Below are 25,145 nucleotides of genomic sequence, written 5' to 3'. Positions count from 1 at the left end.
CGATCAGGTCGTCGAGATGGCGCCGGGTGTGGTCGGGCAGGTCCGCGGGGCCGGCTCAGCAGCCAGGAGACCAGGCGGCGTGGTGCGGGGTGCGACGCGCTCGGGATCGGCCCGGCCCTGGTCGATGTAGCGCACCAGCAGGTTCGCGCTGCCGGTGTAACCGTGTCCGCGGGTCTCGGCCAGGATCCGGGTGACCGGCGTCTTCTCGGCCAGCCGCTGCTGGACCCGGCGCGATCGGCTGCCGCAGGACGGGCAGACACCGTCTTCTGCCTTGACACACGCCCACATCAGCACACCTGATGCGGTCTGCTCGATCCGCTCGACCACCACACCCGCCAGGTGCGGCAGGAGCACGTCCAACCACTGACGATCACACAACGACCATGATCACAGACCGTCGCCGCACTCCGGATCCGGGGCACAGTCAGTTGATCACGCAATCATGGACAGAGCCGTTCGTTTGACAGACCCTCCCAGCCGTGTCTTGACACAAAGGGAAGCCATGTGAGTGCGTTCGCAGCGAGGCGCCGCTCATCCGAAGGGCGCCAGTCGGACTAGCCGATCGACTCAAGGTCCCGAAAGCCTTGGGAACTCGCAGGCTAGAGAATCAGGAACCGCAGTCGCACCGTCGAGTCGACGCGGCCCGACGATCCGGGCGGATTGCGATGGCGTCCATGAGTCGAGCGGCGGTGACGTCGGACAGGATGCCGGCGTGGTGGGCACGTTCGGCAGTCCGGTGGGCTAGCGTGATGTATGCGTCGGCTGCTGGATGCCGGGTCTGCTCCAGGGTCGCGACGTGCCATTCGAGCGTGCCGACATCGCCGCGCGCGATGGGGCCGGTGAGCCCGTGGTCCCCAGCGTGGAGGGCGTTGTCGAGGGCGGCCCTCAGGAGCGGTTCGAGGACGTCCTGTGGGTGTGTGATGCCACCCGCTCTGAGCATGTCGCATGCATCGTTCACGAGGCTCACCAAATGATTGGCGCCATGGACCAGCCCGAGATGATAAAGGGGTCGTTGTTCCTCCCGGAGTGATTGCTGACGTCCTTTAAGGTCGCCCTCGATCAATCGGCGGAGTGACTTGAGCAGGTCGGGTTGGGCGGTAACGGTGAAAGTAGTTCCGGGGAGGCGGTCGAGGTCAGTCAGTTGACCGGTGAACGTCATCGCCGGATGCATCGCCCCGATCCGCAGCCCGCGATGCTGAAGGGGTTCGAGTGCGCCCAACCCGTGCACGACCGAGGTGTGCAGCACGGTTTGTCCCACTCGCAGCGAGGGAGCGTCCGCCAGTTCTCGAGCAGCCTGTACGAGCGCGTCATCGGAAGTGGTCAACAACAAGAGGTCCGCGTCCGTGGCCGCAGCGAGAGACACGAATGAGGCGTCGGGGAGCAGGCGTCGAGCACGAGCCAAGGAGCGAGGGGACCTCGCCACAACGGTGATGTGGTGTCCAGCCCTGGCCAGCGCCGCCCCGAGCACGGTACCGACGCGTCCAGCGCCGATGACGGCAATGTGCAGTGGCATAGCCGTTGTAAGCCCTTCCGCCGAGGGAACTTCCCGTCACGTCCCACGCTGGGGCAGCGACAATGGACCTCAGATGTCCTGCTAATGTGGCCGAGATATTATATAAGCTAGCCAGCTAGAATACTAGTATGGCAGCCGCCGTTCGAGATCATGGTTGGAGTTCGAGGTTGAGGCGGCGTGTGTAGTGGGATCGTCGGGCTCGGGCTTGATGCTGGCGGCGCCAGCCTGACCAGTGCAAACGGTGGGCGAGGCCGTTGGTCGGGCGGACGATGAGGATGTTGATCAGGCGGCGGACTTCGTTGACGGTCATTTTGATCAGCCCGATGTCTTTGCCGTCGTCGGTGGTGCTGGCGGCGTCGGCGGCGCAGATCGCCAGGACGGCGAGGGCGGCCAGAGCGAGGGTGGTGAACCGGTGCCAGGAGTCCCAGCGGCGGACCTGGTGCTGGTCCGGGCCGACCTGACCTTTCGCGGTCTGGAAGCTCTCCTCGACGGTCCACCGGATCCCGGCGACCCGCACGAACTGGGCGAGCGTGGTCGGCTTCGGGCTCCAGCAGCGGTAGAAGGCCAACTCGCCGGTGGTGGTGTTGCGGCGGATCAGGAGGCTGTGCCGGCCGCCGTCGTCGGGGTCGGCGTCGGTGGTGACCTGGTCGAGCCAGGCCCAGTCGTATAAGCGGGGCCCCTTGGATCCGGCGCTGGCTGAGCGGCGTTGCCAGGCCGATGCCGGTAGCCCCGCGGCGGCCCGGTCAGCGCGGATCTTCACCTTGCCGCTGTCGGGCGGGATCAGGTGGCTGCGGGATACCGCGAGGACGTAGCCGAGCCTGTGTTGGCGCAGGTGGGAGCGGAAAACACTGCTGTTGCCGTAGGCCTCGTCCGCTGCGGCCCACCCCGCGGAGACGCCGGCGTCGAGGGCGGCGGTGATCATGTGGGCGGCCAACTCGGACCGGGTGGCGAACTCGATGCCGTCGGGCACGCGCGCGGCCTGGCACCGCTGCCGGTTGTCGGTCCACGACGCCGGCAGGTATAGATCCTGCGGTCGATGAGGGTGTGTCCGTCCCGGCCGGCGTAGTCCAGGAACACCCCGACCTGACTGTTCTCGATCCGCCCGGCGGTGCCGCTGTACTGCCGCTGGACCCCGCTGTGGCACGCGGCCACCGCAAGATCTGATGTTGTGTCCACAATGCACAGACGATCACGCGGTGGCCGCCTCGCGTCCAGCCCGCCTGACCAGCGACATCACAAACGGCGGCTGCCGTACTAGAATAGACGGGTGCCCATGTCGGGAGGGTTCGGCTCGCTGTACGGCGTCAGGGGGCGACGGTTGACCAGCCGGGACCTGGCGGCCGCGAAGAAGCGCGGCGTGCCGTGGGCAATGCTGACTGCCTACGACGCACTTACTGCCGGGGTCTTCGACGAGGTCGGGGTACCCGTGCTGCTGGTCGGTGATAGCGCGGCCAACGTTGTCTTCGGCTACGACAGCACGCTTCCGGTGACCGTCGAGGAACTACTTCCGTTGCTTCGCGCGGTTACCGGCGCAACATCCAGATGCCTGGTGGTGGGCGACATGCCTTTCAGGTCCTGTCAAGGCTCGCCACAGAAGGCCCTCGGACAACGCCGCGCGCTTCATGAAGGAAGGCCGCGCACAGGCTGTGAAGCTCGAAGGGGGCCGGGCGGTCCTCCCGCAGGTCGAGCGCTCGTCACCGCGGGAATCCCTGTGATGGGCCACGTCGGGCTGACCCCGCAGTCGGTAAACGTGCTGGGCGGATACACGGTGCAGCGACGAGGTGAGACGGGTGAACGTCTGATCCAGGACGCTCGCGACCTTGAGGCGGCCGGCGCGTTCGCCGTCGTTCTCGAGGTTGTGCCCGCTGAGTCGGCGAAGCGCATCACGGCCGAACTCGCGAGCCCAACGATCGGCATCGGAGCCGGACCCGATTGCGACGCACAGGTGATGGTCGGGCAAGATCTGGCGGGGCTCACACCCGATCCGGCCCCCAAGTTCGTTAAGCGATATTCAAACATGCGACAGGTCCTCTCCGGGGCCGCGCGGCAGTTCATCGCCGACGTCTCGTCGAGGAACTACCCCTGGAGAGGATCATGCATACTCCTGAGCATGCCGAGCTGAAGAACCTCCTCGCCGGATCACCCACCAACTGGGCACGTTGGGGTGAAGCCGACGAGGTGGGCTGCCTCAACTATCTCGACCAGAACGCCATCCTGCGGGGCATTCGAACAGTCCAGCAAGGGAAGGTCTTCACCCTCCAGGCAACCATGTGCGACCCGAACGGCGACCCCATGTGGCCCGCCCGCCAGCAACCCCAGCGAGCGAACGTCCAGGACAAGAGCACCTATCGAGACGGAGTAAGCCGACCCTTCCAGGGCGGCCTGGAGTACGCCGACGACACGATCTTCATGTACCTGCAGGGAACAACACATTACGACGGCCTGGGACACGCCTGGTACGACGACACCACCTGGAACGGACATCACGCCGATACAACGATCGGCAGGATGACCCACGGCGGAGTCCTGCCGATCGCTGAACGCGGCGTCGTCGGCCGCGGTGTCCTGCTCGATATGGCCCGCCATCGCGGCAAGACCTGGCTCGACGCCGACGAAACCTTCGACCACGAGGACCTTACTGCTTGTGCCCAACAGCAGGGTGTAGCACTGGAACCAGGTGACATCCTGCTGATCCGCACCGGGTCGATGCGGCGCTACCAATACGACCCGAAGGCCTATGCAGACAAGCTCAACGAGCCCGGACTCACCTACCGTCCGGGCATCGTCGAGTGGTTCGACACCATGCAAGTCCCCAACCTGATCACCGACACGATCGCCAACGAGGTACTCGACGATCCGGCCGTACCGGCGAAACTTTCACTTCACGCGGCGCTCATGCGCAACCTCGGCGTCGTGTTCACCGAACTAGCATGGCTAGAGGATCTCGCTTACGACTGCGCCCTCGACGGGCAATACAGCTTCTGCTACATCGCCGCCCCCCTCAAAATCGTCGGCGCTACCGGCGCACCAGCAAACCCCGTCGCCATCAAATGAAGGCACATCGGATCGGCCTACCCTTACGGTCCGGCCATCCACCCACCGAAGGAAACCCCGCCTCTCGAACGGCCCGTGCAGCCGACAATATTCCTGAAACCCTTTCTCGACAGCCGCGACGTCCGGTCATCGGCAGAGTCGGGCGTTCCGCGCGCACAGCGGCACTATAGGATGGTGTCACAACGGCAATACAGGATGGTGTCGTCGTCCTGCCCGACTTCTTATGCCCTCCAATCGCCGGCATGGAACGAGGTCGCCGTCGCGCTGCGCACCTGCCGCACCCGCCGCAAGCCACATCGCCGCCCCGACCAGCGCACCCCGCGGTTCGCCGATGGCATGGTCATGATCAGCGAGCGCCCGGCCGAGTACGGCAGCCGCCATTGGTGGTCTGACCTCGCGGGACGCGGTGGGGGCGTGCAACGTGGACGCAGCCGCCTGTCGATCATGTGTTTGTGAGGACTACAAGATCGAAGGCGGCTGCGGTTGCCAGGGTAGCGGCTGGGCGCGCGGTGCGGGAACGGGCCGGGCTGTTGCAGCGGCTGCGGTCGTGCTTCGCCCGAACGCAGACGTGGCAGCACGCGGGAAGATACATATCGGCGCTGGTCAGCCAGGTGCCGAAGCGCAACGGGTGGACCATCGCCGAGCAGGTCGGGGACGCCACGCCGGACCGCACGCAGCGGCTGCTGAACCGGGCGGTGTGGGACACGACGGCCGCGATGAGCCAGGTCCGGCGGTTCGCCGCTGCGGGTCTGGACGAGGCGGCGCGCCGTCGGCGGCGGCGTGGCCTGGTCGTCGGCGCGTTGGACGAGACGGGCCAGCCCAAGCAGGGCAAGGCGACGTGCGGGGTGAAGCGGCAGTACATGGGGTGCGCGGGCCGGGTCGCGAACGGGATCAACACGGTGCACCTGTCCTACGTTCGGGAGAAGACGGGGCACGCGTTGATCGGGGCGCGTCAGTGGATCCCGGCCGAGCACATCACCGACCCCCGGGCCTCGGCCGGTATGGGACTGCCGCCGGAGGTGGAGTTCCGCACCAAGGGCCAGCTGGCTATCGATATCTGTGCTGATGCGTTCGCCGACGGCCTGGTATTCGACTTCGCCTGCGGCGACGAGGTGTACGGCAACTGCACACAACTACGGGAGTTCTTCGAGCAGCACGGGCAGGCGTACGTGCTGCGGGTCGCTGCCACCTTCATGATCGACCTGCCCTCCGAAGCGAAACTGACCTGCGCACAGGCCGTCACGCTGCTGGTCAAGGACAAGCGTCGGTGGGAGGTCCGCTCGGCCGGTACCGGGTCGAAGGGACAGCGCTGGTATGCCTGGGCGTGGATCGCCACCGCCTCGCCCCGCCATCATCTGCTCATCCGCCGTCACCTGCGCAGCGGTGAACTGGCCTTCCACTACTGCCATGTGCCCGAGGGGCAGATCCTGACCAAGACGAGGCTGATCCGCGCTGCCGGGCTGCGCTGGCCGGTCGAGGAAGATTTCGAGTTCAGCAAGGACCACTTCGGCCTGGACCAGTGCCAAGCGAGGCTCTACACCGCGATCCAGCGGCACACCGTGCTGGTCATGGCCGCCCTCGCGGTCTGCGCGGTCACCGCCGCCCACCTCGCCGACCGCACCGACACCCAGGCACCGCCGCCAAGCACACCGGACCAGCCGCCGCCACCCGAGCCCGGAATGATCCCGCTGACCGTCCCCGAGGTCAAACGACTACTCGCCAACGCCCTCCAGCATCCGAAACCACCCGGCCACGCCACGCACTGGCTCAACTGGCGACGCCGTCACCAGGCCCGCGCCCGCTGGTTCCACCAACGCACACGGCTGAACCGGGACTACACCCTGGTCAGCTAGCAACTGGCGGCTGCCGTACGAGGTCGCCGACCGCGCCGTGCCCGGCCACTGGGAAGGCGACCTGATCATGGGGACGGGCAACCAGTCCGCGATCGTGACGCTTGTCGAACGCGCCACCCGGTACTTGATGCTCGGACACCTGCCCGGCGGACACACCGCCGAAGAGGTCCGCGACGTCCTCGTGGACCTCATCGCCACGCTGCCGGCCCACCTGCGCGGGTCGCTGACCTGGGACCAGGGAACGGAGATGGCTTCGCACAAGCAGTTCACCGTCGCCACCGGGGTGCCCGTCTACTTCTGCGACCCGCACTCGCACTGGCAGCGCGGATCGAACGAGAACACCGACGGCCTGTTACGCCAGTACTTCCCCAAGGGCACCGACCTGTCCGTCCACGGGCCCGAGGACCTCGAGACGGTGCGATGGCAGCCGGTGTCACCGACCCTGATGAGACACCTGCAGCGGCATGCCGAGGAGCGGTACCGCCACGGGAACGGGCCAGTTGCTGCGGTACCGGAACGGGCAGCCAATCACGTACCGACGCTATGACCACCTGTGGGTGTCAGCGACGGCCGAAAAGTGGATCTGGCCCACTTTCCGTGATCGACAATGACCCAGGACGGAGCGGGCTACCACTGTGTAGGGTGCGTCGTGCGGTCGGCTGATTTTGTGGCGCTCCTGCCTCATCTGGCGCATGTTGTGGTCGAGCGGGTGGAACGACGCCCAGGTGGCGTGCGGATATGGGCCCGAGCGTGTGCCCGCCGCGCGGCGTGTCCTGGGTGTGGTCGTCGGGCCAGGCGGGTGCGCAGCCGCTACGAACGTCGACTCAGAGATGTCGCGGTGGCCGGCCAGCCGGTCGAGATCCGGTTACCGGTCCGCCGGTTCTTCTGCGACGCCGTGCGCTGCCCGGTGCGCACCTTCGCCGAGCAAGTCACCGGGCTGACCGGCCGATACACCCGACGCAGTCCGCTGCTTCGCCAGACGCTGGAGAAGATCGGCCTGGCCCTTGCCGGTCGGGCGGGCGCCCGGCTGGCCGACCGCCTCGGCCTGGAGACCAGCCGCAGCAGTGTCCTGCGGCTGGTCCGCGCCCTGCCCGACCCCCCGGCGGGCACAGTCAACAGCGCTGGGTGTGGACGACTTCGCCCTCCGCCGAGGCCACCGGTACGCGACCGTGCTGGTTGACGTCGACCCCCGCCGACCGATCGACGTGCTACCCGACCGGGAAGCCACCACCCTCGCCACCTGGCTCAGCCAGCACCCGACCGTGCAGGTCATCTGCCGCGATCGCGCCAACGCCTACGCAGAAGGCGCCCGCACCGGCGCCCCACACGCCATGCAGGTCGCCGACCGGTGGCATCTGTGGCACAACCTCGCCGAACACGTCGAGAAGATCGTCGCCCGTCACCACCGCTGCCTGACCGCCGCCTTCCAGACACAGCCACAGTCCCCGGCGGCGGTGAACCTGCCCCAGGTCGCCACCGACACCGCCGCCGACCGGGCGGAACAGGGCCTGCTCGTGCCACGAACCCGACGCCGCTACCAACAGGTCCAGGACCTGGTCAACGAGGGCCACAGCATTCGGGAGATCACCCGGCGGCTCGGCCTGGCCCGAGGCACCGTCTGCCGCTTCGCCCGCGCCACGACGGTCGACGAACTCCTGGCCAAACCCCGCGCCGGCCGGCCCAGCATTCTCGACGGCTACGTCGACTACCTGCACCAACGCCTCACCGACGGCGTCACCAACACCACCGAACTGTTCACCGAGATTCGCGCCCGCGGCTACCGAGGCAGCGCCGCCACCCTGCGCACCTACCTGCAACCCCTGCGGACCGCTGCCACACCACCACCCCGGCCGCGGACGCCGAAAGTCCGCCGGATCACCGCCTGGCTACTGCGGCACCCCAACAAACTGCACCCCGACGACGACACGGGCCTGGCCGCCGTCCGTGCTGCCTGCCCGCACCTCGACGCCCTCGCCGGCCACGTCACGGCGTTCGCGGAGATTCTCACCAACCGACACGGACACCAGCTCAATGCCTGGATCACCGCGGTGACCGCAGACGATCAACCCGACCTGCACTCGTTCATCGCCGGCCTACGCCGCGACCACGACGCCGTCGTCAACGGCCCGACCCTGCCCTACAACTCCGGCGTCGTCGAAGGGCACGTCAACCAGATCAAGATGATTAAACGACAGATGTACGGACGGGCGAACCTCGATCTACTCCGCAAGCGCGTGCTGCTGGCCTGACCGGGTCACTTCCGATCACGGAAAGTGGGCCAGATCCAGATCCAGATCCAGTTTTCACGCGTCGACGACACGGTCGTGCTTCGTGTGGACGCAGGCGTGACAGCAGGCGGGCAGGTGCGTGTCGGCGCTGCTCAGTCAGGTGCGCCTGCGAAGCCGAGCCCGGTGGCCGTCGATGTCGTAGGTCACCGTCGTAGTGGTGTCGTCCAGCTCCTGTGACAGAGCCTTAATCCCTCTTTAACCTCCGCGGCATCGCCTGCTGACGTTCAGTCGAGAACCTGGCTTGCCAATAGGGAATTCCGGGTTATCGAGCGGGGACGCGGTATGCATTCCAAGGAGAGTGCCCATGTCCGGTCAGGCACGGCCCGCCCAGATCGTCAGCCCATCTGGGCGATCGGCTGGATCGCCAGATGGCGCGGGGCATCAGCAATGTCCAACGGTGGGGCTGCTGGCGTGGCACTGCCCAGAGCGGTCCACGACTCGCTCCGAGTCTTCGTCTCCGATCATGCCGCCGCTCACGGCAGCGCAGTGGCCGAAACGCTCGCCCGGCTCGGGGACTCGCGTGAAACCCGCGCCGCCGTACTGCTGGCCAGAACACGACTCAGGTGGACCTGGCGCTGTTCCAGGATCAGACCGGTGCCGCGCCCAATCGCCGCGAGTAGGAACACCGCAGCGGTGGCGATGCGAGCGCCGCACAGCGCCTCGCCGTCCACGGCCGCTCCGGGCACTGGCCCTGGACCTGGCCGGCAGGATCGACGACAGCGCTAGGGCGGATCCGTTCGGTGTACCTGGCACACGTGGATGCGAACTTCGCCGCGCGCTTTCCGTTGGCCCGATCGGCCGAGGTTGCCGGCTAATGCCGCCCTGGACCGGCTCGCCGACGTCTCGGGCCTCAGTTGGCCTTCGAGCACCACGTGGACGTGGCGGCGGAGGCCGCGTCGACCCAGCTTGCCGCGCACGCCGAGACCCGCCTGATGCCGAACGGCTCGCGGCCGGCTTTCGGCGCGAGTGGGTCGCCGGATTCCGTGACGGCTCCGGCCAGATGGTCGGGGGCTGGGTGGCGGTCAGCGCGGCTGCTGATTCGCACTGGTTGCCTCTGTTTCGGGGCGGGGAAGGAGCGTTGCGCGTTGGCCGCCGCCGTTCCGACCCTTGAGCTCAGTGAGAGTTCGATGCAGGCTTTGGAAGGGTTCACCGGGATGAGAGTGTCCCGGGCGAAGCTGCCGTTGTTGTACCAGGACACGAGCACGCTGGAGTTGCTGGCGGGTCGGGTGCGTTCCCTGCTGGTTCCGTTGCTGCAGCAGACGATCAGGGCGGTCCGGGAGGCGGGGGAGGGCGAGGCCTTCGACCGGTTCGTGGCGCAGACCGTTCCGTTTGTGAAGAAGATGGCCGAGACGGCCGACCTGATGCTCGCCGCGGTCGAGGCGATGGGGGACTTCTTCCTGGAGACGGAGAACGGCAAGCGTACGGCGGTGGCCATGTTCGCCTTCATGCAGGCCGAGTTCGCTGTCGCTGCGGCGATGTGGTTCTGGAATCCGGTGGGGGCGGCGGCGCACGTTGCCCAGACGCGGATGATCATTCAGGTGGTCCTGCGTTCGGCGTTGGTCCGGTCGGCGGCGAGTAGCACGGCGATGCAGATGTTGTTCATGCCGGGTTCTGCGTTGTTGGCGCAGGTGTCGATGATGACCGATGGTTTGCAGTCGGGGGTGAACTGGTCGGCGGTCGGTAAGCAGGCGGCGTACGCGGGGGCGGTGGCGTTCCTGAGCACGGTGGGCGGGCCGGCGTTGGGCAAGGCCGCTGGCGTTGTCGCGGGCGCGGTCGGCAAGCTCGGCCTGTCGGACACCACCAAGATTTTGTTGACCGATCTGCTGACGCGGCCGGTGTTGGAGACCGGCACGGAGGGGCTGTTCGGTGGGCTTTCCAGCCTGATGGTCGACGGGTACTACGACACCGGTAATCTTGGTGCGGATCTTCTGTCCGGGGCGCTGTCGGGGGCAGGTGGGGCGGCTGCGGGCGGGCTCGGGCTGGTCGTGAGTCGCGCCGTGATGCAGCCCCGGGTGCAGGTGCCTCGCCCCGGCTTCACGCCCGACGGTAGGCCGATCCTGCCGGTGGGGGCGACACCGGTTGGTGGGGACACGTTCACGGGGTACCAGGCCGGGGCCGATGATCCGAAGGCTGCGGGTACCAGCGCGCAGGCCCCGCCGCCGCCCGCGCCGCTGCCGCTGCCGGCATCGAGCCTGCCCACGCCGAAGCTGCTGGACCTGCCCACGCCGCACCTGGACCCGTCGGTGCCGTCGTGGTCGGTGCCGAGCCTGTCGGTGCCGGCTGCGCCGGTGCCGGCGTGGGTTGTGGCAGCGGGTGGGCCGGTGGTGGAGCGGTGGTATCGGTTCCAGCAGGATCTGGTGGATCGTTACGGTGGGTTGCTGGCCGGGGTGGCTCGGGCGGGCGAGAGCATGGCCGCGCTCGCCGTGCCGGTCGAGGGGGTTTTCGGCGGGTGGGTCGAGGCCCGGCGGGGTGATCGGGTTGTTGCGGGTTTCCTGTCCGCGGTCGGTCTGCCCGCTGCCGCGCTGACCGAGGGGTTTCTGACGGGTGTCCGGCAGCGGGCGGTGGCCCGGATGGCCGAGGCGTTGGCGTCCGCGGGTGGGCAGTTCCCGGCCGAGGTGCGGGCGCAGCAGGTTGTCGCCGGGCTGCCGGCGGAGTTCGACCGGCAGGCGCTGCGCTCGCTGGCACACTTGGCCGTCCAACACCACATCGACCAGTACCTCGCCGCCGGCCTACCCACGGCCGCCAGCACGCCGACAGTCCCCGGCGCGCCGACAGGCGCTGGCACGGCGGGGGGCGCCGGCGTGCCGGCAGGCGCTGGCACGTCGCCGGCCGCCGGCGTGCTGGCAGGCGCTGGGGCGGCGGTGCCGTCCGCCGCTGTGCGCGCGGTGGTCGAGGGCGACGTGTGGAGCCAGGTGGACCGAAGGGTCGATGCGATCCTCGGTGCCCCCGCCGTGCTGCCGGCCGTGCTGCCCGCTGTGGTCGCCGGTCCCGACGCCGCGCAGGTGGCCGCCGTGGCGGACACGGTCCGGCAGGTGGTCATCGACCTGCCCGCCCGTTTCTCGGCCGCGACCGTTCCCGACGCCACCGGACCGGCCGCCGGTGTGGCTACCATCGACATTCAGGAAAGCGGGCGTACCGGCGCGCCGGCCGTACCGGTAACGTCCGAGCAGCACACCGCGGCGGCGGCCGGCCTGGCGCGGGCCCAGTTCACCGCCCTCGCCCACCGGTACGGCCTGGATCCGGCCGGTCACGACACCCTCGCCAGGCCGTTCCAACAGGAATGGAAGGACCGGTACCAGCAGGTCCTCGCCGAGGCCGCCGGCAGCGCCACGCCCGGCACGCCCGGCACGGCGGGGACGCCTGGCACCCCCGACGCGGCCAGCGCCGGTAGTACCGTGCCCGCTGGCCCCGCCTACCCCGCCGATGGCACACCGATCCACCACCACGCCAACGCCAGCGGCCGTGACAACGCCAGCGCCGGCGGCCGTGACAACGCCAGCGCCGGCGGCCGTGACAACGCCAGCGCCGCGCCGTGACACGCCAGCGCCGGCGGCCGTGACAACGCCAGCGCCGGCGGCCGTGACAACGCCAGCGCCGGCGGCCGTGACAACGCCAGCGCCGGCGTGACGCGGCGCCGTGACAACGCCAGCGCCGGCGGCCGTGACAACGCCAGCGCCGGCGGCCGTGACAACGCCAGCGCCGGCGGCCGTGACAACGCCAGCGCCGGCGGCCGTGACAACGCCAGCGCCGGCGGCCGTGACAACGCCAGCGCCGGCGGCCGTGACAACGCCAGCGCCGGCGGCCGTGACAACGCCACCGCCAGTGACATGTCGGTGCCCAGCGATGACGTGTTCAGCAACCTCGACACCCGCGACACCATGTCGATCGGTGACGTGTCCTTGCCGGACGAGTCGCTTGGCGGGGTGCCTGGCAAGCACGGCCTCAGCGACGCGGATTCGTTCAGCGACGCGGGTTCGTTCAGCGACGCGGATTCGTGGCGGGGTGTGTCGTTGCGGGACGGACCGGTCAGTGGCGGCCCCGGCAGACACGGCGAGCCGGCTGCCGCGGCGACTGGGCAGGCTGCCGCGCCGTTCGGGTCCGGGCAGCGGGCCGCCGACTGGGCCGCCGCGCAGCAGGCACGTCCCGGCAGCGGTGACCTGTGGTGGTGCGTGGCGGCCACTCTCGATGTGTTCCAAACCGAGTACAAGCGGCTGGGCAACCGGGCGGTGTTCGACGACCGGATCATCGGACCGGACGGCCGGCTCGCGCCCACCATGGGCTGGCCGCAACTGATGGAGATCCTCGACACGGTACCCGAGCGTGTCGCCCACCCCGACGGGGTCGCGGGAGAAGACGTGCTGGCCGCGTTGCGGACGGCGCCGGGGTCGATGGTCGTGGTCAGGGCCGCGCCACCGAACGAACCGCAGCACGTGTTCGCCCTACACAGCCAGCCGCAGGAGTCCGGGCCGCCGAGGATCCAGGTGCGGGACCCTCTGCTGCCCGGCGCCGCCGACCGACCCGAGCCGGACGACCCGATACGTGATCCGTGGCTGCGGCACCTGTTCGCATCCAGCACCCGGGTGGCCGCGTTCGACGGAGACGGGCGACCCGCCACCATCACCGATCTCCTCGGCCAGGCCGCCCGCCACCCGCGGCCGACAACCACGACCGGCACCGACACCAGCGCGTTCCTGCTCGCCTCCACCAGCACACCACGCGGCCCGTCCCACGCCATGCGGGCAGACACCACCGCCCCCGACCCGGCCGACTTCCCCACTCCGATCCACTGGGCAACGACGACCCGTCTGGTACCGGCCCGGCGTCCGGTGATCAGGAATTCCAGAACGTATGGGACGATCTTGACAGGATGGATCTGGGCACACCACACCTCGACGCGTCGGAGTCGCTGCACGACACCGGACAGGTCGAGTCCCCGTACGGGGTGAGCGATCCGGGTCAGCCCCAACAAGCACCGTCGCCGGACCGTCCCGCGGGCAGCAAGTGGGTGCTCACCAAGGAAAAGGCCCTGCCGCTGTTCGACCAGCACTTCCCCAAAACAATTCAGCGGCGGGATGACCTGCAGAAGTTGTGGAAAGCCCTGATCCACCGTATGGACAACAACGGGACCATCACCGCCAGCCAGGAAGACCTCGCCGAGGCGACAATCGCACGGCAGAAGACGGTGCATGACCGGATCCAGGTATTGCTCGGCAGTGGTCTGCTGCAGCTGGTCCAGAGAGGTCACGGTCGCGGGGCGGCGCAGTACGGGGTGAGCGATCCGGGTGAGCCCCAGCAGGCACCGTTGCCGGACCTTCCTGAGGGCAGCCGGTGGGTGCTCGACCAGGATGAGGCTCGGGCGCTGTTCGACCAGCACGCCTACCACATCGCCACCACAACTGAGCGGCAGCGGGATGATCTACGGCAGTTGTGGGACACCCTGATCGACCGTATGGACAACAACGGGAAAATCACCGCCAGCGGGCGAACCCTCGCCGAGGCGACAAACACACGGCAGTCGACGGTGCAATACCGGATCCAGGTATTGCTCGGCAGTGGTCTGCTGCAACTAATCCAGGAAAGTCACAGTAGCGTGGCGGCGCAGTACGGGGTGAGCGCTCCGGTTCAGCCCCAGCAAGCACCGTTGCCGGACCCTCCTGAGGGCAGCCGGTGGGTGCTCGACCAGGATGAGGCCCGGACGCTGTTCGACCAGCACGCCAACCACATCACCGCCACAACTCAGCGGCAGCGGGATGATCTACGGCAGTTGTGGAACGCCCTGATCCACCGTATGGACAACAACGGGATCATCACCGTCAGTGAAGGAGCCCTCGGCAAGGCGACAAATATAGAGCAGGCGACGGTACATACCCGGATCGGGGCATTGCTCGACAGTGGTCTGCTGCAGCTGGTTCAGGAGAGTTACGGTCCCTGGCCGACGCAGTACGGGGTGAGCGATCCGGGTGAGCCCCGGCAAGCACCGTCGCCGGGCCCTGCCCTCGGACCGGACCGCCCGCAGGGTGAGGACCTGTCCCGGCTGGATCACGGGGACACGTTGCCGATGCCCGGGCCGGTACGTGCCTCCTCGACGGACACGGGCCTGCCTGGGCTGCCAGCGCCGCCCGGGCTGCCGGGCGACCCGGGCATCCCCACGGCGTCGTCCTGGCAGGCAGGGTGGCGGGTTCCCGACATTGGTATGCCCGACGGGAGCGGTGCTGCGATACCCGCCAACGTCTACCCGCCCATCGGCAATCAGCCCGACGACGGCGGGAACCTCGACGACTGGGCCGCCTACCAGGTGAACTCCGCCGATCTGCTCGACCTTGATCCGCTCCAGCCGTGGTGGGTCGGTCCGCCCACGGCCATGGACACGGCACCCGACCCCGGGCAGCAACCGACGGATCCGACCTGGCCGCAGGCCCCGACCGGCCCGACATCGTGGTCGCAGCCCAGCGGCGACCAGCCCGGCCAGTTCCTTGAGACGCAGTCGTTCCCGCACGGATTGGACGGGCAGGATCCGGCACCTCAGTCGCCGATGCCCGGGGCGGCATCTGCCTTCTCGGCGGACACGGGCCTGCCTGGGCTGCCGGGCGACCCGGGCATCCCCACGGCGTCGTCCTGGCAGGCAGGGTGGCGGGTTCCCGACATTGGTATGCCCGACGGGAGCGGTGCTGCGATACCCGCCAACGTCTACCCGCCCATCGGCAATCAGCCCGACGACGGCGGGAACCTCGACGACTGGGCCGCCTACCAGGTGAACTCCGCCGATCTGCTCGACCTTGATCCGCTCCAGCCGTGGTGGGTCGGTCCGCCCACGGCCATGGACACGGCACCCGACCCCGGGCAGCAACCGACGGATCCGACCTGGCCGCAGGCCCCGACCGGCCCGACATCGTGGTCGCAGCCCAGCGGCGACCAGCCCGGCCAGTTCCTTGAGACGCAGTCGTTCCCGCACGGATTGGACGGGCAGGATCCGGCACCTCAGTCGCCGATGCCCGGGGCGGCATCTGCCTTCTCGGCGGACACGGGCCTGCCTGGGCTGCCGGGCGACCCGGGCATCCCCACGGCGTCGTCCTGGCAGGCAGGGTGGCGGGTTCCCGACATTGGTATGCCCGACGGGAGCGGTGCTGCGATACCCGCCAACGTCTACCCGCCCATCGGCAATCAGCCCGACGACGGCGGGAACCTCGACGACTGGGCCGCCTACCAGGTGAACTCCGCCGATCTGCTCGACCTTGATCCGCTCCAGCCGTGGTGGGTCGGTCCGCCCACGGCCATGGACACGGCACCCGACCCCGGGCAGCAACCGACGGATCCGACCTGGCCGCAGGCCCCGACCGGCCCGACATCGTGGTCGCAGCCCAGCGGCGACCAGCCCGGCCAGTTCCTTGAGACGCAGTCGTTCCCGCACGGATTGGACGGGCAGGATCCGGCACCTCAGTCGCCGATGCCCGGGGCGGCATCTGCCTTCTCGGCGGACACGGGCCTGCCCGGGCTGCCCGGGCCGCTGGACGACCCGGACGCCCCCACCGCGTCGTCCTGGCAGGCAGGGTGGACGGAACCGGGGTGGCCGGATCCCGACAGTGATGTGACCACCCACGGTGCTGCGATGTCCACCAACTTCGGCCAGCCGCGCAATCAGGCCGGCGAGGGCAGTGGGAACCTCGGCGCCTGGGCCACCCACCAGGGGCCGGTCATGGACTGGCAACCATCCCCAGCGGTGACCCGCACCGACGCCGGCACTCTCCACGCCGGCGACACCCCCCATCACCCGGCCGACGAACTACCCACCACCGCCCCACTGCACCCCGACCAACCCCAACCCCAACCCCAACCCACTGCGGGCAGCCGGTGGGCGCGCGACCCGGATGGGGCCCGGGCGCTGTTTGACCAGCACGCCGACCGCATCAGAACGCAGCAGCGGGAACAGCTGCGGCAGTTGTGGAACGCCCTGATCGACCATATGAACGACGACGGGATCATCACCGCCAGCGAGCCAGACCTCGCCACGGCGACATCCACACCGCGGCAGACGGTGCATAACCGGATCGGGGTATTGCGCGACCGTGGTCTGCTGCGGCGGGTCCAGGAAAGTTACGGTGGCGTGGCGGCGCGGTACGAGGTGAGCGATCCGGGTCAGCCCGGGCAAGTACTGTTGCCGGCCCTTCCCGAGGGCAGCCAGTGGGTGCTCGGCCCGGGCGCGGCCCGGGCGCTGTTCGACCAGCACGCCGACCACACTAGAACGCAGCAGCGGGATCAGCTGCGGCAGTTGTGGAACGCCCTGATCGACCATATGAACGACGACGGGACCATCGCCGCCAGCCTGTCAGACCTCGCCACGGCGACATCCACACCGCACCAGACGGTGCATAACCGGATCGGGGCATTGCGCGACCGTGGTCTGCTGCAGCTGGTCCAGGAAGCACGCCCTGGTGTGGCGGCGCGGTACGGGGTAACCGATCCGGGTCAGCCCGGGCAAGTACTGTTGCCGGACCTTCCCGATGGCAGCCAGTGGGTGCTCGACCGGGAGGAGGCCCGGGCGCTGTTCGACCAGCACGCCGACCACATCGCCACCACAACGCAGCAGCAGGATCAGCTGCGGCAGTTGTGGAACGCCCTGCTCGACCATATGAACGACGACGGGACCATCACTGCCAGCCTGTCAGACCTCGCTGCGGCGACATCCACACCGCGGCCGACGGTGCATGACCGGATCAAGGTATTGCTCGGCAGTGGTCTGCTGCAGCTGGTCCAGGAAGGTCACAGTCGCGGGGCGGCGCGGTACGGGGTGAGCGATCCGGGTCAGCCCGGGCAAATACTGTTGCCGGCCCTTCCCGCGGGCGGCCAGTGGGTGCTCGGCCCGGGCGCGGCCCGGGCGCTGTTCGACCAGCACGCCGACCGCATCAGCACGCGGCAACGGGAGCATCTGCGGCAGTTGTGGAACGCCCTGATCGACCAGATGAACGGCGACGGGACCATCACCGCCAGCGAGTCAGACCTCGCCGAGGTGACATCCACACTGCAGCCGACGGTGCATCGCCGGATCGGGGCATTGCGCGACCGTGGTCTGCTGCAGCTGGTCCAGGAAGCACACCGTGGCGGAGCGGCGCGGTACGGGGTGAGCGATCCGGATCAGCCCCGGCAAGCATCGGTGCCGGGCCCTGCCCCCGAGCCGAACCGCCCGCAGGGTGGTGAGGACCTGTCCTGGCTGAACCACGGGGATACGTCGCCGATGCCCGGGCCGGCACCTGCCTCGCCAGCGGGCACGGGTCTGCCTGGGCTGCTGCCCGGGCCGCTGGACGCCCCGTACGCCCCCACCGCGTCGTCCTGGCAGGCGGGGTGGACGGAACCGGGGTGGCCGGATCCCGACATTGATGTGACCACCTACGGTGCTGAAATGTCCACCGACCCCGGCCAGCCGCGCGATCAGGCCGACGAGAGCAGCGAAAACCTCGGCGCCTGGGCCACCTGGCAGGGGCCGGACATGAGGTTTTCCTAACGCTCATGTCACCGGGGATCAGTTAGTTGATCTTTAGGACGCGGGGTCGAGCGTCTGGCCGGGCATGGGCTGATGGTTGATCAAGGCTCGCGTTTTGCGCCTAGTACTGCAACGGCGGGTCGTAGCTCCGGCTCGGCGGCCTTTCCCGCAGCCTGGAGACGCTGGACGAGGCCGCACACCTGGCCCGCGTCAACGGCGACCAGCCGAGCCAGGCGCTAGTCGCCGCGCTGCGCGCGAACGCCCTGGTGGGGCTACAGGCCGGCACCGACACTACCGAGGCGATGGCGGCGGCCGACGAGGCCGTTCGGGTCTGCGACGGGCTCGACACCACGTTCACCGTGGTGGTCCGCAGTCTGGCGGCCGAGGCGCTGGTTCACGCGGGCGAGCCGGAACGCGGCATCCGCCTGACGCTCAGCGCGGCGGGCGGACGGAAGCTGCCGCGCCTGCCGGGGCGGCGCCGCGCACGGTGCTGGGACCTGCTCGCTTGCGCGGAACACCGGCGCGGCGAGCCGGGCGCGACCGACGGTTATGCACAACTCGCCAGGAACTATGTCGGGCGGCGCCCGTCCCCACTCCGTCTGGGATACGCCGGCCGGGCCGAGGCGCGCGCCCACGGCGTACGCGGCAATCCCAACGGATCGATGGAGACAGGCGCGGCAGCCTTCGCCCAGTTCGAGGCCCGCGACGCCAAGCTCGACGCGGCCCTCACCCTCCTCGTCGTCGCCAACGCCTGCCTCGACAACCGGAAACCCCACGATGTCCCGGGGCACCTCAACCGGGCCGCCGAACTGGCGGACGCGTGCGGGTGTCGGGGTACGGCCTGGAGTGCAGAGCTAAGTACAGCTGATCTTGCAGAGGTGCGCACTGTTTGTCCGTCGTCAGCGGGTGACTGAGGGTGAGGCTGCTCGGGTCGTGATCGGGCAGACGTGGGGCGGCTGGCGATGGGAGCGATGGATGAGCAGCGGTGGCTGGATGTGCGCCGGTTCCGGGCGTTGCACGAGGCTGGTGCGAGTGTCTCGGAGATCGCTCGTGAGACGGGCCTGAACTGGCGGACGGTGAAGAAGTACCTGGCTGCTGGTAGCGGCGAGGTGGTGCCGCCGGTTCGGGCGCGGCCGGCTCGGGGGCAGTTGATCGACGTGTTCGCGCACGTGGTCGATGCGTGGCTGCGGGCGGAGTTGCTGCTCAAGGGCACGGTGATCCATGAACGCCTTGTCGAGCAGTACGGGTTCACCGGCAACTATCAGCGGGTGAAGCTGTATCTGCAGCAGGCCCGGCCGCGGATCGCTGCGGAGTTGGGGATCAGTCCGGATCAGCTGGCCGGGCTGCACCGCCGGTTCGAGGTCGTTCCGGGCGCCCAGGCGCAGGTGGACTGGGGCGACGAAGGCGGCATCCTGGCCCATGTCGGGATCCCGAAGGTGTACTCGTTTCACATGGTGCTGTCGTACTCGCGGGACCCGTTCTGCTGTTTCACCACCAGCCGGGACCTGGCCGCGTTCTGGGAGTGTCACCGGCGGGCGTTCGCGCACTTCGGCGGGGTTCCCGGGGCGATCGTCTACGACCGGACCAAGACCGTGGTCCGCCGGCATGTCGCCCCGGGCCAGGCGGTGCCGCTGCACCCGGAAGCGGTCGCGTTCGCCGGGCACTACGACTTCGACATCGATGTGCTGGCCGCCTATCGGCCGACCGGCAAAGGGCGGGTCGAACGGCAGGTCACCACAACACCGTTGCGTTTAGCGCCGTGAGCGGGAGGCAAGCCCCTTTTCGAAGATTGTGATGTCGGCGTGGAAGGTGTAGGTCTGCGTGGTTGCGGGGTGCTGTCCGGCGTTCGGGCTGTACTTGCTGGTCGGGTTCTTGCGGGAGCGGGCCTTGATTCGAGGGCGGCGCCAGGCGGGTAGGAGGTCGGCCAGCGCGGCGTGGCCTATCGTGCCGAGGAGGTCGGTTGAGCTGCCGGGAAGGATTCCGCTGGCGGTGGTGATCGTGTCGGCGGCGGCGTCGATGAGGACGGTGAAGCTGATCCGGTCCATGTCCAGGCCGGGCTGGGTGCAGGTGGCGTCTGCTGCCGCGCGGATGAGGGCCTGGTAGGCGGTGAGCAGGGCGTACACCTCCTGCTCGATCCCGGGGATGCTGCGGGAGCGCAGGACGCGGCCGTCGAGCATGGTCGCTTTGATCGAGAAATACGTGGTTTCGGCCTGCCAGCGTTCGTGGTAGAGGTCCACGAGTTCGTGGGCGGGGTAGCGGGTGTGGTCTGTCAGGCTGGTGATCAGCCGCCACTGCTCGCGCCGCAGGCTGCCGTCGGCCAGTGTGACGGTGACCTGCGCTTCGATGACCCGCACCAGGATGAGAGCGGGTAGGCTGCCGTAGCCGATGCGGGCCAGGTAGGAGCCGTCGGGTAGGCGACGCTGGATGGTCGGGCAGCGGCGGGCGGATGAGCGGACCAGGAACTGCGCGCCGGTGGCGCCGACGTCGCGCAGGAATTCCGCGGCGTCGAAGCCGGCGTCGGCCAGCAGCAGCATCGTGCGGTCCAGGACGCCCAGAAGCCGCCGCGCGTAAGCCAGTTCGCCTTCTGTTTCGGGGCCGAAGGCCGCGGCGAGCAGGGCGCGGGTCCCACACTCGATCACCACGAGCAGCCGTAGCAGCGGGTAGCCGAACTCCAGCTTGTCTCCTACGCGTTTGGGGTAGCGCCAGGTGACCCGTTCCTCGTCGGGCACGTGCAGGTGGGTGCCGTCGATGGCCACGGTACGCAGGCCCCGGTAGAACACGCCGGGCTGGCCGAGCAGACCGACGGCACCGGCCAGGGTCTCGAACAGGCGCCGTAGCGGCGCTACTCCGACCCGGCGGCGAGCGCGTGACAGTGAGGAGATACTCGGCCGCGTCAGGCACAAGCCGGCCAGGGCCGCGGTCAGCTTCCCCCACGTCGCTCGGTAGGAACAGCGGTCGAGCAGGGCGAGTGCGAGGACGAAGTACACCACGACCCGAGACGGCAGCAGCCGCAGCCGCTTCTCGCGTGTCCCGGTTTCTTCCAGCACCGCGTCGACCAGGTCGAAGTCGATGATCTGGGTCAACTCGCCCAGATGTCCGGGCGCGTGCACACCCCCGGCTACCTCGATCGACCGGGTGATGACAGACTTCTCCTGCAACGGGACTCCTGAGGCATGATCTTCTTGCTCGACACAAGTTGATCTATCAGAAGTCCCGTTCGCGTCTTCAAAGTCCCCCTTGACTCATCCGCCGATCGCCAAACGCAACGGCGTTGCAGGTCACCATCATCCGCGATCATGTCCTGGCCGGGCGGGCGTTCTCGTCGCTGGCCGAACTCGACGCCACGTTCATGGCCTGGGTGCCACAGCGGCGGGCCGTAAGGCATCGCACCCACGGCGAGATCATCGGCGTGCGGGCGGTCCGCGACCACGCCGCGCTGCGACCGATCCCCGCCCGGCCGTATGTGGTCGCCGACCGGCATCTGCGGCACGTCGGCAAGGACTGCCTGGTCGCCTACGCCGGCAACCTCTACTCCGTGCCGGCCCGACGGGTCCGCCACCGCCAACTCGTGGAGATTCGGGCGACCGCCGCCACGATCACTATTCACGCCATCGTGCCCGGTCTGGACGGCACCACGCTGCTGGCCACGCACCAGCGGGCCGTGGGCCGCGGCGCCCGCGTGGTCGACGAGAGCCACTGGGACGGTCTGCCCGACGGACACACCCGGGCCGTCACCATCGGCGACCCCGACAGCGGGCAGTCGACCGCACGCCGACCGGCCCGTCACGACGGCGGCCAGGGGCCGCTGCAAGCCCTGCTCAACCGGGCCGCCGCCGCCCAGATCGCCGTCGAGGCCCGGCCGCTGTCGGTCTATGAGCAGATCGCTGCGGCCAGCCCGTTCACCAACCGCCCACACCTGAAGGACGTCTCGAAGTGAGTGAGCTGGTCACCAACCGCATCCACGCCAGCGCCACCAAACTCGGCCTGCCTCACCTGGCCAAGACGCTGCGGGAACTCACCGGCCGGGCCGACACCGAAGCCATGGGCTACCTGGAGTTCCTCGACCTCGTCCTGGAAGAGGAACTCGCCGTCCGCGACGAACGCCGCTTCCGCGCCGGGCTACGCCTGTCGAAGCTGCCGCACCACAAGACCCTCGACGACTACGACTTCAGCTTCCAACCCGACCTGGACCCCCGCAAGGTCCGTGACCTCGCGACCCTCGCATTCGTGCAGGCCAAGGCCAACGTCGCTCTCCTCGGCCCACCCGGCGTCGGCAAGACCCACATCGCCGTGTCCCTCGCGGTCGCCGCCTGCCGAGCCGGATTCACCGTCTACTTCACCACCCTCGACGACATGGTCCGCCACCTCACCGCCGCCGACGCGATCGGCCGCCTGGCCCGCAAGCTGCAAACCTACCTACGCCCCACCGTCCTGGTCATCGACGAAGTGGGCTACCAACCCCTCGAACGACCCGAGGCCAACCTCGTCTTCCAAGTGATCTCGAAACGCTACGAGAAGGGCTCCACCCTGCTGACCTCGAACAAAGGCTTCGGCGAATGGGGCCAAGTCTTCGGCGACGAGGTCCTGGCCACCGCCATCCTCGACCGGCTCCTGCACCACTGCGACGTCGTCCCCATCAACGGCCCCAGCTACCGACTCAAGAACCGCCTCACCGCCATCGAGAACGTCGCCTGATGCCCACCCCGGCCACCCCGGACGACCCCGCAGCCACCAGCGACACCAACCGCGGCGACCTGCTGCAACTCCTGCTCCAGATCTGCGAGGACTTCCTCGCCCGCACCACTCCGGCGACCCACCACGAGGTCGACACCCTCCTACGCGCCCGCGGCATCACCGGCGGACCCGGATGGCTGATCGACATGCTCGGCCTCACCCGCCTGCGCCTGCAAGACGCAACCCACCGTGACGAACAAGGCGCCCACCGCGACACCTGACCTCTGCAAGATCAGCCGTACTCACCTCTGCACTCCAACGAGTACCCCGACAGCGGGTCGCCGCGGCTGGCCGAACACGTCGCGGCGGCCCGGCGAGGCCTCGGCACCACCCCACCCACGGCGATGGCCGTCCTGAACCAGCTCACCGCGCGCGAGTCCCAAGTGGCGGCAATGGTCAGCACCGGCATGACCAACAGCCAAATCGCCGCCGACCTGGGGCTGAGCGTCCGCACGGTGGACAGCCACCTGTGGCGTGTCTACCACAAGCTCGGGGTGGCAAACCGGGCCAGCCTCACGAGGCTCCTGACCCACCGGGCCTGATCGACAACCTGGCTGGGTCCACCGCCCCGGGCCAACCTTCGGAGACCGGCCGATCCGGGCAGGTACGAAGCGCGGCTGACCGCTGCTCACCGTCGAATCCTCGCCGCACTCGAATATGGCATGTGGTCGCGGCGTCCGTGGCGACACTCCGTCTGCGACTGGCGATTCGCCCATCGACTACCAACGATCGGAGCCCCGCGCCCTGGAGGACCAGGCCGCATAACGACGCCCTCCACGATTCCAGGGGATTGACATCCTGCTCTACGTCCTGGCCATGGTGGTCGTGGTACGGCCGCTGCTACGTCGGCTCGTAGGCCGCGGCCCGTTGGTACCCGAACCGACGGGGCGGACGGACCGGGTGGCGCGGGCACTGCACACCTTGCGGAAGGATACGCTCGCGGCTGCCCGGGCCAGATGTCGTGGAGGTGACCTTGGCACGGCTGACTCGGTGTCCTGCTGGTGGTACCAGAGGTATCCGTGCCAGTGCCGGGAGTCGTCCCGCTCGTCGTGGATCTCGGAAACCGGCCCGCTCCACCGATCTCGCAAACGCGGCGATTCCGGTGCGGCCGCGCAGGTGCCACAGCAGGTGAAGTTCTCCCTGGCCAACACGCCGAGCTCCTGGAGATCAGGGGGGCGGGCGAGGTTGCTCCGCACCTCACCCCACCCACGCTGCTGCGCCCGCCGAGCAGCCAAACGCCTTGTCGTACGCCGCCCTGAGCTCCTCGTCGGTGGCGGTGGCGCTGCTCGTCATCGTCGAGGAAATCCACGAACTCGTCGGGGTCGTCCTCGCTACGCACGCCCCAGTCCCAGATCTCGTTCTCAATCTTCCCACGGCCCGGATCCGCGATCCACTCGGCCCGGAACCGCACGCCTTCAGGGCGATCGTTGTAGATCCGACCAGTCACGGCGACGATCCTTGTAGCCACCTACGACAGCCTGAGACGGATCAGGAGCCGGGCCGGCGGTATCGGACCCGGGGCCGGCCGTCAGCCGCCGTGTCGACGTCCGCCCGTACCCGGTAGGCCTGCGCGATCCGGTCTGCGGTGAGCACTTCGGCGGGCGCACCTGCCGCGACCACTCGGCCGGCGTGCAACAGCACCAGCCGGTCGCAGTACTGTGCGGCCAGGTTGAGATCGTGCAGGGTCACCACGACGGTGGTCGCCGACTCCGAGAGGAACTGCAACAGGTCCAGCTGGTGCCGGATGTCCAGGTGGTTCGTCGGCTCGTCGAGCAGCAGCAGGTCCGGCTCCTGCACCAGGGCGCGGGCCAGGTCCACTCGCTGCCGCTCCCCACCGGACAGGGTGGACCAGCGCCGCTGCTCGAACCCGCCCAGACCGGCCTCGGCGAGCGCGTGCCGGGCCAGGGCCACGTCGGCAGCGGCGACACCGGCGAGACGTGGGCGGTACGGGATGCGGCCCAACAGGACCACCTCCAGGGCCGACATCTCCACGTCGGTGACCGCCTGCTGGGTGACCACCGCGATCCGCCGGGACAGTGCGCGCCGAGACAGCGTGCTCAACGCGACGTCGTCGAGGAGCACCAGCCCGGAGTCGGGTCGCGCCAGCCCGGCCAGCAGCCGCAGCAGGCTCGACTTGCCTGAGCCGTTCGGCCCGAGCAGTCCGACCGTGGCACCCGGTTCGGCGGTGAGCGCCACCTCGGCCAGAATCCGCACGCCGGCTACGCTCC

General features: G+C 68.9%; 22 protein-coding genes and 2 pseudogenes. 16 read left to right on the top strand and 8 right to left on the bottom strand.

The window, feature by feature from the left end:
* Nucleotides 1-3 precede the first annotated feature (3 nt).
* The 4 genes from JD77_RS29495 to JD77_RS35805 all read right to left on the bottom strand — a co-directional run bounded on the left by JD77_RS29495 (nucleotide 4) and on the right by JD77_RS35805 (nucleotide 2,665).
* Nucleotides 4-360 (bottom strand): hypothetical protein, encoded by a 357-nt coding sequence (locus tag JD77_RS29495; RefSeq protein ID WP_145777102.1) that lies wholly within the window; start codon nucleotides 358-360, stop codon nucleotides 4-6.
* A gap of 247 nt (nucleotides 361-607) precedes the next feature.
* Complete coding sequence (locus JD77_RS29490; RefSeq protein ID WP_145777101.1) at nucleotides 608-1,513, bottom strand: Rossmann-like and DUF2520 domain-containing protein; 906 nt, start codon at nucleotides 1,511-1,513, stop codon at nucleotides 608-610.
* 148 nt (nucleotides 1,514-1,661) lie between these two features.
* Nucleotides 1,662-2,483: an IS701 family transposase gene (locus tag JD77_RS29485; protein ID WP_425463581.1), complete on the bottom strand. Its 822-nt coding sequence runs from the start codon at nucleotides 2,481-2,483 to the stop codon at nucleotides 1,662-1,664.
* The gene (locus tag JD77_RS35805; RefSeq protein ID WP_425463580.1) at nucleotides 2,432-2,665 is read right to left on the bottom strand and encodes a hypothetical protein; all 234 of its coding nucleotides are present in this window, start codon (nucleotides 2,663-2,665) and stop codon (nucleotides 2,432-2,434) included. Before JD77_RS35805 ends, JD77_RS29485 begins: the two co-directional genes overlap by 52 nt.
* A 121-nt stretch (nucleotides 2,666-2,786) precedes the next feature.
* On the opposite strand from JD77_RS35805, the gene panB reads away from it, so the two are divergent.
* The 7 genes and pseudogenes from panB to JD77_RS29450 all read left to right on the top strand — a co-directional run bounded on the left by panB (nucleotide 2,787) and on the right by JD77_RS29450 (nucleotide 8,669).
* Nucleotides 2,787-3,635, top strand: a complete 849-nt coding sequence (panB, locus tag JD77_RS29480) for a 3-methyl-2-oxobutanoate hydroxymethyltransferase (RefSeq protein WP_246141364.1) — start codon at nucleotides 2,787-2,789, stop codon at nucleotides 3,633-3,635.
* Nucleotides 3,608-4,567: a cyclase family protein gene (locus JD77_RS29475; RefSeq protein WP_145777098.1), complete on the top strand. Its 960-nt coding sequence runs from the start codon at nucleotides 3,608-3,610 to the stop codon at nucleotides 4,565-4,567. Before panB ends, JD77_RS29475 begins: the two co-directional genes overlap by 28 nt.
* Before the next feature lie 509 nt (nucleotides 4,568-5,076).
* Nucleotides 5,077-6,420, top strand: a complete 1,344-nt coding sequence (locus JD77_RS29465; RefSeq protein WP_246140610.1) for an IS701 family transposase — start codon at nucleotides 5,077-5,079, stop codon at nucleotides 6,418-6,420.
* A 13-nt stretch (nucleotides 6,421-6,433) separates the two neighbouring features.
* A pseudogene (locus tag JD77_RS29460) lies at nucleotides 6,434-6,838 on the top strand (IS30 family transposase); the annotation flags it as partial.
* A gap of 189 nt (nucleotides 6,839-7,027) precedes the next feature.
* Nucleotides 7,028-7,600: a transposase family protein gene (locus JD77_RS34915; protein ID WP_281292142.1), complete on the top strand. Its 573-nt coding sequence runs from the start codon at nucleotides 7,028-7,030 to the stop codon at nucleotides 7,598-7,600.
* Nucleotides 7,485-7,781 (top strand): annotated as a pseudogene (locus tag JD77_RS35800) (ISL3 family transposase); the annotation flags it as partial. The gene JD77_RS34915 and the pseudogene JD77_RS35800, both read left to right, overlap by 116 nt.
* 93 nt (nucleotides 7,782-7,874) lie before the next feature.
* Entirely contained in the window at nucleotides 7,875-8,669 is a 795-nt protein-coding gene (locus tag JD77_RS29450; RefSeq protein ID WP_425463602.1) for a transposase, read from the top strand.
* 512 nt (nucleotides 8,670-9,181) lie between these two features.
* On the opposite strand, the gene JD77_RS29445 is transcribed toward JD77_RS29450, so the two are convergent.
* Entirely contained in the window at nucleotides 9,182-9,379 is a 198-nt protein-coding gene (locus JD77_RS29445) for a hypothetical protein (protein ID WP_145777096.1), read from the bottom strand.
* 456 nt (nucleotides 9,380-9,835) lie between these two features.
* Here JD77_RS29445 and JD77_RS29440 point away from each other — a divergent pair, with 456 nt between their 5' ends.
* From JD77_RS29440 to istA, 5 genes are all read left to right on the top strand, one after another.
* On the top strand, nucleotides 9,836-12,244 hold the full coding sequence (locus tag JD77_RS29440) for a hypothetical protein (protein ID WP_145777095.1): 2,409 nt from the start codon (nucleotides 9,836-9,838) through the stop codon (nucleotides 12,242-12,244).
* 87 nt (nucleotides 12,245-12,331) lie between these two features.
* A complete protein-coding gene (locus JD77_RS29435) occupies nucleotides 12,332-13,654 on the top strand; it encodes a hypothetical protein (protein WP_145777094.1) in 1,323 nt (440 codons plus the stop codon).
* The gene (locus tag JD77_RS29430) at nucleotides 13,576-18,204 is read left to right on the top strand and encodes a hypothetical protein (RefSeq protein ID WP_145777093.1); all 4,629 of its coding nucleotides are present in this window, start codon (nucleotides 13,576-13,578) and stop codon (nucleotides 18,202-18,204) included. The genes JD77_RS29435 and JD77_RS29430 overlap by 79 nt, the downstream gene beginning before the upstream one ends.
* 281 nt (nucleotides 18,205-18,485) lie before the next feature.
* Nucleotides 18,486-19,097, top strand: coding sequence for a hypothetical protein (locus JD77_RS29425; protein ID WP_145777092.1), 612 nt, complete (start codon nucleotides 18,486-18,488; stop codon nucleotides 19,095-19,097).
* Nucleotides 19,098-19,154: 57 nt separating this feature from the next.
* Entirely contained in the window at nucleotides 19,155-19,946 is a 792-nt protein-coding gene (gene istA / locus JD77_RS29420; protein ID WP_246140622.1) for an IS21 family transposase, read from the top strand.
* On the opposite strand, the gene JD77_RS29415 is transcribed toward istA, so the two are convergent.
* Complete coding sequence (locus JD77_RS29415) at nucleotides 19,935-21,341, bottom strand: IS4 family transposase (protein WP_145773096.1); 1,407 nt, start codon at nucleotides 21,339-21,341, stop codon at nucleotides 19,935-19,937. The genes istA and JD77_RS29415 overlap by 12 nt on opposite strands.
* Before the next feature lie 113 nt (nucleotides 21,342-21,454).
* On the opposite strand from JD77_RS29415, the gene JD77_RS29410 reads away from it, so the two are divergent.
* The 4 genes from JD77_RS29410 to JD77_RS29395 all read left to right on the top strand — a co-directional run bounded on the left by JD77_RS29410 (nucleotide 21,455) and on the right by JD77_RS29395 (nucleotide 23,459).
* Nucleotides 21,455-22,120: a Mu transposase domain-containing protein gene (locus tag JD77_RS29410; protein WP_246140623.1), complete on the top strand. Its 666-nt coding sequence runs from the start codon at nucleotides 21,455-21,457 to the stop codon at nucleotides 22,118-22,120.
* Entirely contained in the window at nucleotides 22,117-22,878 is a 762-nt protein-coding gene (gene istB, locus JD77_RS29405; RefSeq protein WP_013289162.1) for an IS21-like element helper ATPase IstB, read from the top strand. The genes JD77_RS29410 and istB overlap by 4 nt, the downstream gene beginning before the upstream one ends.
* Entirely contained in the window at nucleotides 22,878-23,138 is a 261-nt protein-coding gene (locus JD77_RS29400) for a hypothetical protein (protein ID WP_145774161.1), read from the top strand. The genes istB and JD77_RS29400 overlap by 1 nt, the downstream gene beginning before the upstream one ends.
* Before the next feature lie 123 nt (nucleotides 23,139-23,261).
* Nucleotides 23,262-23,459, top strand: coding sequence for a response regulator transcription factor (locus JD77_RS29395; protein ID WP_145777091.1), 198 nt, complete (start codon nucleotides 23,262-23,264; stop codon nucleotides 23,457-23,459).
* Nucleotides 23,460-23,720: 261 nt separating this feature from the next.
* Here the strand turns inward: JD77_RS29395 and JD77_RS35795 are convergent, their stop codons facing one another.
* Both JD77_RS35795 and JD77_RS29385 read right to left on the bottom strand, forming a co-directional pair.
* Nucleotides 23,721-24,113, bottom strand: a complete 393-nt coding sequence (locus JD77_RS35795) for a DUF6891 domain-containing protein (protein ID WP_387229368.1) — start codon at nucleotides 24,111-24,113, stop codon at nucleotides 23,721-23,723.
* 292 nt (nucleotides 24,114-24,405) lie between these two features.
* A complete protein-coding gene (locus tag JD77_RS29385; RefSeq protein WP_246141085.1) occupies nucleotides 24,406-25,131 on the bottom strand; it encodes an ABC transporter ATP-binding protein in 726 nt (241 codons plus the stop codon).
* Between the last annotated feature and the right edge of the window lie 14 nt (nucleotides 25,132-25,145).

It is taken from the genome of Micromonospora olivasterospora (genome assembly GCF_007830265.1).
GTDB classification, from domain to species: Bacteria; Actinomycetota; Actinomycetes; order Mycobacteriales; family Micromonosporaceae; genus Micromonospora; species Micromonospora olivasterospora.
The sequence above is the reverse complement of the archived record's forward strand: the minus strand, read 5'-3'. Positions and strand labels throughout refer to the sequence as shown.

What these genes read in the sequence shown, in the direction of transcription:
- JD77_RS29440 (WP_145777095.1), top strand. Translation starts at nt 9,836, where the DNA reads ATGCAGGCTTTGGAAGGGTTCACCGGGATGAGAGTGTCCCGGGCGAAG.
- JD77_RS29490 (WP_145777101.1), bottom strand. Translation starts at nt 1,513, where the DNA reads ATGCCACTGCACATTGCCGTCATCGGCGCTGGACGCGTCGGTACCGTG.
- JD77_RS29475 (WP_145777098.1), top strand. Translation starts at nt 3,608, where the DNA reads ATGCATACTCCTGAGCATGCCGAGCTGAAGAACCTCCTCGCCGGATCA.
- JD77_RS29430 (WP_145777093.1), top strand. Translation starts at nt 13,576, where the DNA reads ATGGATCTGGGCACACCACACCTCGACGCGTCGGAGTCGCTGCACGAC.
- JD77_RS29395 (WP_145777091.1), top strand. Translation starts at nt 23,262, where the DNA reads ATGGCCGTCCTGAACCAGCTCACCGCGCGCGAGTCCCAAGTGGCGGCA.
- JD77_RS29425 (WP_145777092.1), top strand. Translation starts at nt 18,486, where the DNA reads ATGGCGGCGGCCGACGAGGCCGTTCGGGTCTGCGACGGGCTCGACACC.
- JD77_RS34915 (WP_281292142.1), top strand. Translation starts at nt 7,028, where the DNA reads ATGACCCAGGACGGAGCGGGCTACCACTGTGTAGGGTGCGTCGTGCGG.
- istA (WP_246140622.1), top strand. Translation starts at nt 19,155, where the DNA reads ATGGATGAGCAGCGGTGGCTGGATGTGCGCCGGTTCCGGGCGTTGCAC.
- JD77_RS29400 (WP_145774161.1), top strand. Translation starts at nt 22,878, where the DNA reads ATGCCCACCCCGGCCACCCCGGACGACCCCGCAGCCACCAGCGACACC.
- panB (WP_246141364.1), top strand. Translation starts at nt 2,787, where the DNA reads ATGTCGGGAGGGTTCGGCTCGCTGTACGGCGTCAGGGGGCGACGGTTG.